The 7,098-nt window shown below is 73.8% G+C and carries 6 protein-coding genes; 1 reads left to right on the forward strand and 5 read right to left on the reverse strand.

Annotated elements, in window-relative coordinates; all coding sequences use genetic code 11:
* The first annotated feature begins 104 nt into the window (after positions 1-104).
* Positions 105-911 (forward strand): 4'-phosphopantetheinyl transferase family protein, encoded by an 807-nt coding sequence (locus ACFUNE_RS37420; RefSeq protein WP_383577466.1) that lies wholly within the window; start codon positions 105-107, stop codon positions 909-911.
* 98 nt (positions 912-1,009) lie between these two features.
* Here the strand turns inward: ACFUNE_RS37420 and ACFUNE_RS37425 are convergent, their stop codons facing one another.
* The 5 genes from ACFUNE_RS37425 to ACFUNE_RS37445 form a co-directional block, all read right to left on the reverse strand.
* Complete coding sequence (locus ACFUNE_RS37425; protein WP_383577468.1) at positions 1,010-1,249, reverse strand: acyl-CoA carboxylase subunit epsilon; 240 nt, start codon at positions 1,247-1,249, stop codon at positions 1,010-1,012.
* Between the two features lie 14 nt (positions 1,250-1,263).
* Complete coding sequence (locus ACFUNE_RS37430; RefSeq protein ID WP_383577470.1) at positions 1,264-2,832, reverse strand: acyl-CoA carboxylase subunit beta; 1,569 nt, start codon at positions 2,830-2,832, stop codon at positions 1,264-1,266.
* A gap of 82 nt (positions 2,833-2,914) precedes the next feature.
* The gene (locus ACFUNE_RS37435) at positions 2,915-3,787 is read right to left on the reverse strand and encodes an alpha/beta hydrolase (RefSeq protein ID WP_383577472.1); all 873 of its coding nucleotides are present in this window, start codon (positions 3,785-3,787) and stop codon (positions 2,915-2,917) included.
* Between the two features lie 142 nt (positions 3,788-3,929).
* Positions 3,930-5,402 (reverse strand): FAD-dependent monooxygenase, encoded by a 1,473-nt coding sequence (locus ACFUNE_RS37440; RefSeq protein WP_383577474.1) that lies wholly within the window; start codon positions 5,400-5,402, stop codon positions 3,930-3,932.
* A 30-nt stretch (positions 5,403-5,432) separates the two neighbouring features.
* Positions 5,433-6,989 (reverse strand): FAD-dependent monooxygenase, encoded by a 1,557-nt coding sequence (locus tag ACFUNE_RS37445; RefSeq protein WP_383577476.1) that lies wholly within the window; start codon positions 6,987-6,989, stop codon positions 5,433-5,435.
* Positions 6,990-7,098 lie beyond the last annotated feature (109 nt).

Here is a 7,098-nt window from a genome sequence, read left to right on the forward strand (position 1 = left end):
CCCGACGCCACCACCCAAGACGCCCGCCACTACGTCCACACCGCCCTCTCCACCAACAGCACCGCCACCCTCAACCACGCCAAAGACCACGCGGAAGGGCGCTGATGGCGGTGTCCAACGTGCTGTCCCTCGGTGAGGGGGAGCTGCATCTGTGGCTGCTGCCACCGCCGCTCTCGCCCCGCGACGTGCCGATAGGCGAGCTGGACGCCCTGGAGCAACGGCGTGCCGCGGCCTACGTCGCCGCCGAGAACCAGCGGATGTACACGGCGGCGCATGTGGGACTGCGCCGCGTGCTGGCGGTGTACACCGGCGTCGAGCCGCGCCTGCTCTCGATCGCCGGCGAGCGCTACGACGGGGAGGGCGGCCGCCACGGCCGGCCGCGGGTGCTGGGGATGCCGGGCGCCCCGGAGTTCTCCCTGTCGCACAGTCACGGGCTGGCCGTGGTGGCGGTGACCGAACCCCGGGTCGGCGCCGACGTCCAGCGCCTCCCGTCCGACGCGACGGCCGAGGCCTGTCTCCCCGCTCTGCACCCGGCGGAGCGGGAGGAGCTCGGCCGGATGTCCGTCACCGAGCGGACCAAGGCGTTCGGCAGGCTGTGGACACGGAAGGAGGCCTACCTCAAGGGCCTGGGGACCGGGCTCGGCCGGGGAGTGCACCTCGACTACCTGGGCGAGTACGGGACGGGAGAGAGGCCCGACGGCTGGGTGGTCGGCAATCTCCCGCTGTGCGGGAGCCATGTGGCCGCGGTCGCGGTCCTGGGCAGCGGGGACCGGCGCGTCCTCATGCGCTCCGTACCCGAAGCCCTTCTGTACGCCCGTGACGCGGCCGACCGGCTCGCCACGGTGGAGCCGGGCCTGCACACCCTGCTGCGGGACGTCGCCGGCGCCCGGAGCGCCCCCCGGGCGGCCTGAGGCAGAGCGGCACGAACACGCAAGCACCGAGGGGCCGGGGATGATCCCCGGCCCCTCGGTGCTTGTGCCGTACGGCCGCCGCTACGGCAGCCCGTGCCTCAGGCCGCCCGCGCCTCCGGCCGTGCGGCGGAATGCCAGGTGCGCGGGCCGTCGAAGACGGAGCCCCGGTCCGGGCGCTGCCACAGGGCGACCGCCTGCTGGCGGCGGGCCATGTCGTCCGGCTCGGCCCCCGCCGAGGCGGCGCGGGCCATCAGGACCGCGGTGAGGGCGGCCAGTTCCTCCGGGGAGACGTTCCCCTTGACGACGCACAGCGAGAGGCCGGTGGGCTGGTTGTCCATGTCTGCTCCTCGGATCACTGGGGCGGATTGCCGTGCTTGCGGCGCGGCAGGTCGGCGTGCTTGGCGACGAGCATGGACAGCGAGCGCGCGAGTGCCGACCGGGTGTCCCGGGGGTCGATGACGTCGTCGACCAGGCCGCGTTCGGCTGCGTAGTACGGGTGGACGAGCTCCTCCCTGTACTGCTCGATCTTCTCCTGGCGCATGGCCTCGGGATCGTCGGCGGCGGCGATCTCCCGGCGGAAGACCACGTTGGCCGCGCCCTCCGCGCCCATCACGGCGATCTCGTTGGCCGGCCAGGCCAGCGCGATGTCCGCGCCGATCGACCGCGAGTCCATGACGATGTACGCGCCGCCGTACGCCTTGCGCAGCACGACGGAGACGCGGGGCACGGTCGCGTTGCAGTACGCGTACAGCAGCTTGGCGCCGCGCCGGATGATGCCCTCGTGCTCCTGGTCGACGCCCGGCAGGAAGCCCGGTACGTCCACCAGCGTGACCAGCGGGATGTTGAACGCGTCGCAGAACTGCACGAAACGCGCGCCCTTCTCGCTCGCCCTGATGTCCAGGACGCCCGCCATCGACGCGGGCTGGTTGGCCACGATGCCCACGGTGTGCCCGTCGATGCGGGCGAGCGCGCAGACGATGTTCTGCGCCCAGGCCGCGTGCACCTCCATGAAGTCGCCGTCGTCGACGAGTTCCTCGACGACGCCCCGGATGTCGTAGGAACGGTTGCCGTCGACGGGCACCAGGTCGAGGAGGGCGTCGCCGGGGCGGTCGGCCGGGTCCCCGGTGAGCACCACGGGCGGCAGGTCCCGGTTGTTGGAGGGCAGCAGGGAGATCAGGTAGCGGACCTCCGCCAGGCAGGTCTCCTCGTCGTCGTGGACGAAGTGGACGGCACCCGACGTCCCGGCGTGCACGTCCGCGCCGCCGAGGCCGTTCTGGGTGATCTCCTCACCGGTGACCGCCTTCACGACGTCCGGGCCGGTGATGAACATCTGGGAGATGTCTCGGACGGCGAAGACGAAGTCGGTCAGGGCGGGGCTGTACGCGGCGCCGCCCGCGCACGGGCCGAGCATCACGCTGATCTGCGGGATGACACCGGAGGCCCGGGTGTTGCGCTGGAAGATCCCGCCGTACCCGGCGAGCGCGGAGACGCCCTCCTGGATACGGGCGCCGGCACCGTCGTTCAGCGACACCAGCGGAGCGCCGGCCGAGATGGCCATGTCCATGATCTTGTGGATCTTCGTGGCGTGGGCCTCGCCCAGCGCCCCGCCGAAGACCCTGAAGTCGTGCGCGTAGACGAACACGGTCCGGCCCTCGACCGTGCCCCAGCCGGTGACCACGCCGTCCCCGTACGGCTTCTTCGCCTCCAGGCCGAAACCGGTCGCCCGGTGCCGGCGCAGCGCCTCCACCTCGGAGAAGCTGCCCTTGTCCAGCAGCAGCTCGATCCGCTCGTGCGCGGTCAGCTTGCCCTTGGCGTGCTGGCGTTCGGTGGCACGGGGGTCCAGCCCGTGCCTGGCCTCGTCCTTGCGGGACTCCAGTCCGGTGAGCCGTTCGGTCAGTGCTTCGGATATCGCGGGCGGCATGTGCGGGTCTCCTGTCTGTAGCGGCGGTGGCACGGGCAGCGGGTGCCGGGCCTGGATGCCCTCCCGGGGGCCGTTCGCGGTGTCAGGCCGGCGTCCCCGCGCGGGCCAGGCACTCCTCGAGGAAGGCCAGGGCACGCAGGTGGTAGGAGCGGGCGGCCCAGCCGAGACTGATGTTGTGGCCAGCCTCCGGCTGCCGGTCGACGGTGACGAAGGGCGAGGCGGTGAACAGGCCGGCGAGTTCGGCCAGGTCCTCCTCGCCGTGGCGCCACCACAGTTCGCGCTCGGCGAAGGTGAGCCGGACCGGGACCGGGACCCGGGCGGCTGCCGCGGTGAAGCTCGCCGGCCAGCGAGCCGCCTCCGCCCGCTCCCGCACCGGCATCGGCGCGACGAGGGGGGCGGCGTCACGGAAGGTGTTCGGCGGATAGAAGCGCAGGGCGCCCCAGTTCCGCTTCCAGTGGCCGTGTCGATGGGGGTCGCGCAGGTCACTCGTGTCGACGGCGTAGTCCCGGCCGCAGCCGGAGACGTCCATCCCGAGCAGGGGCGGCGCACCGCCGTCCCGGGCGGCCTGGTCGGCGGCGTAGGTGAGGGCGAGCTTCCCGCCGAAGGAGTGCGCGACGAGGAAGACCCCGGCCCCGGTCGGATAGCGCCCGGCCAGGTGGGCGAGCGCGGCACCCAGTGCCTCCGACTGCCCCGACAGGTCCTGCCCGTACGGCAGATGGGCTGCCGACAGGCCGTATCCGGGCCGGTCCACCGCGACGACCGTGTAGCCCAGAGCGGCACCGAGCGAGAGGAGGGAGACGTCGGGATGGGCCTGGCCGTCGAAGTAGCCCGCCCGCATGCCGCCGCCGTGCACCGCGACGACGGTCGCGCGCGGTGTGCCCGTCGGCTGGGCTATCAGGGCGGACAGGCGGCAGGGGCCGGCTTCCAGAACGACCGGCCGGACCCCGGGCGACATCGCCGTCACGGTGGGCGGCGCGACGGCCGGGGCGTTCACCGCACGGCCCGGGTGGTACGGGTGAGCTGTCGAGCGCGGCTCATGGTCTCCTCCTCGTAGGGGTGGCCGGGCAGGGGCGGCGCAGCCGTGAAACGGACGGCGTTCAGGCAGGGGTGCCGAACCAGCGGTGCAGGGCCTCTCCGAGCTCCTCGGGGCTCGCACCCGCCCAGGCGACATAACCGTCGGGACGGACCAGGACGGCCGTGGCCCCCGCGAAGACGTCGGGGTCCTGCGGCACACCGGTGACGAGCGACACCCGGTCCTTCCAGCCGGCCGCCGCCTCCCGCACGCCGGGGTCGTCCGCCAGGTCCAGGACGAGCCCCTGTGCCGGGTGCAGCAGCGTGGGCGTGCCGACGGGGCCGGACGCCGTCGTCAGGACGCGCGGCGGAAGCCGGCGTCCGAGCAGCGGATGCCCGCCCTCCCCGAGGTCGTATCGGACGTCGAGGTGACTGACCACACCGGCGAGGAACCGCTTGACCGGGTCCAGCTCGATGAGGCCGGCGAAGAGGGCGCGCAGCGGCTCCGACTCGGCGCCGCCGAGGAAGACCGTGCCCTGCGCGAGGGTGTTGGCCAGCAGGCGCTCACCCGCCGGGTGACGCTCGCCGTGGTACGTGTCGAGCAGCCCCTCGGGCGCCCAGCCGCGCACCACCGCGGCCAGCTTCCAGCCGAGGTTGACGGCGTCCTGGACCCCGGTGCTCAGCCCCTGTCCGCCGGCCGGCAGATGGATGTGCGCGGCGTCGCCCGCCAGCAGCACCCGGCCGCGCCGGTACTCGGAGGCCTGCCGGGTGGCGTCGCTGAACGAGCTGACCCAGTCGGCGCTGCCGCCGGATATGTCCTCCCCGGTCAGACGCTTCCAGGCCGCCGCGACCTCCGCGAAGTCCGGCGTCGTGCTCCGGTCCGCGGGCGGTGCGCCGTGCTCGCACACGATGATCCGGTCCACGCCCTCGGCGAGGGGCGCGGCCATCACCATCCCGGCCGGTACCCGCTCACCGAGGAACCGCGGCGGGATCGCGCAGCCGACCACGTCGGCGAGGTACATCCCGCGCGTGGCGTCGGTGCCCGGGAAGGAGAAGCCGGCGGTCCTGCGGACGAGGCTGTGCCCGCCGTCGGCGCCCACCAGGTAGCGGGCCCGCAGCCGGCGTTCGCCGTCCGGTGTGTCCGCGGTGACGGTGACCCCGTCCGCGTCCTGGGAGAGGTCGAGCAGTTCCCAGCCGCGCCGGATCTCCGTGCCGAGCTCCAGAGCCCACTCCTCCAGGACCGCCTCGGTCCTGGACTGCGGGATGCCACGCGCCCCGAAGTGGGCGTCCTCCAGCGTGGTGAAGTCGAACTGCACCCCGCCGAAGTGGCCCATCGGGCTCGTCTCCAGCCCGCCGAACCGCGGCACGAGGCCGCGCTGGTCGAAGGATTCCAGCGCCCGGGCGGTGAAGCCCAGCCCCCGGGACTGCCCGGTGGGGCGCTCCAGGCGTTCGAGGACGATGACCTCAGCGCCTCCCAGCCGCAGCTCCCCTGCCAGCATGAGCCCGGTGGGCCCCGCGCCGGCGATGATTACGTCGGCGTCCGTGACGTCGGCATCCATGGATGTGCCTTCCTGGTTCCTGCCGTCGTCTCAGCGTGCGGCAGCGGTTTCGGTGGACTGGTGCGGGGCGGTGCGGGTGCGGTCCGGTTCTCCGAACCAGCGGCGCAGCGCGCGGTGCAAGGAGGGATCGCCGGTGCTCCGGCCGGCCCAGGCGACGTATCCGTCGGGCCGTACGAGCAGTGCGTCACCGGCGCTCAGCGGGGAGCCGGGGACCGGCCGTGCGGTGACCCGATCGACCCGGGCGGCGCTCCACGCGGGGGCCGGCTCCGTCTCCGCGCCGAGGTCGAGCAGCAGGCCCCTGCCGCCGCGGAGCAGCTCCGCGGTGCGGATCGTGGCGCCGCTCCCCGCGCCGTGGCGTGTCAGCTCGGCGGGGGGCAGCCGGAGACCGGACAGCGGATGGCCGCCGCCCTCCGCCAGGTCGTAGCGGACGGCCAGCCCGCTGATCGCCCCGGCCAGCCGGGTCCGTACGTCGTCGAGGGCGACCAGCTCGGCCACCACCGCGCGGACCGGTTCGATCTCCGGCCCGCCGAGGAGCAGTTGGGTCTGCGCACGGATATTGGCCAGGACGTCGGCGCCGACCGCGTGGCGCTCGGTGTGGTAGCTGTCCAGAAGGCCTTCCGGCGCGTCGCCGCGGACCTCGGCGGCGAGCTTCCAGCCGAGGTTGAAGGAGTCCTGCACGCCCAGGTTGAGGGCCTGGCCGCCGCTGGGCATCTGCTGGTGGGCGGCGTCCCCCGCGAACAGGACGCGGCCGTGGCGGTACCGCTCCAGCTGGCGGCCGGCGTCACCGAACGCGTTGACCCACAGCGGGGCCCCGTGGCTGATGTCCTCGCCCGTGACGCGCTTCCACGTCTCGGCGACCTCCGTGAAGTCCGGGGCGCCGGAGCGCCGGCGGGCCGGCCTGCCGAACTCGTGCACCATCACCCGGGTGACCTCGTCGCGGGTGGCGGAGATGGCCAGGCCGTCCGGCAGCCGCTGGAAGCGCCGGTCCGGTGTCCGCACTCCGGAGACGTCTGCGCGCAGCAGTTCGCGCCGGGCGTCGCTGCCGGGGAAGTCCGCCCCGACGAGGCGCCGCACGGTGCTGTCCTCACCGTCGCAGCCGACCAGGTAGCGGGCGGAGACCCGGACCGGGCCGGCCGGTCCGAGGGCGTCGGCCGTCACACCGTCGGCCCCGGCGGTCAGTGCGGTCAGCTGGTGGCGCCGTCGCAGGTCCGCACCGAGCTCGGCGGCCCGGTCCTGGAGGATCTCCTCCGTACGCCGCTGGGGCACCTTCCACTGGCCGGGGTGGGAGCTCGGCAGGGTGAGGTCGAGCCCGATGCCGCCGAAGTGGCCGCGCGGCTCGCACGGCGGTGTGCCGAGCACGGCCAGCAGGCCGCGGCTGTCGAGGATCTCCATCGTGCGGGCGTGGAGGGTGCTGGCCCGTGATTCGGTGGTGGGCCCGGGGCGCTGGTCGACGACCAGCACCTCGGCCCCGCCGAGCCTGAGCTCGCAGGCGAGCATGAGTCCGGCGGGGCCGGCCCCGACCACCAGGACATCGGTCCTCAGGGTGTGCACGGTGTCCTGGGCGGCGCCCCGGTGGTCCGCTGCCATGTCAGTACTTCTTCTCCGCGTGGTCTTTGGCGTGGTTGAGGGTGGCGGTGCTGTTGGTGGAGAGGGCGGTGTGGACGTAGTGGCGGGCGTCTTGGGTGGTGGCGTCGGG

Source organism: Streptomyces sp. NPDC057287, from assembly GCF_042667905.1.
Lineage (GTDB): Bacteria > Actinomycetota > Actinomycetes > Streptomycetales > Streptomycetaceae > Streptomyces.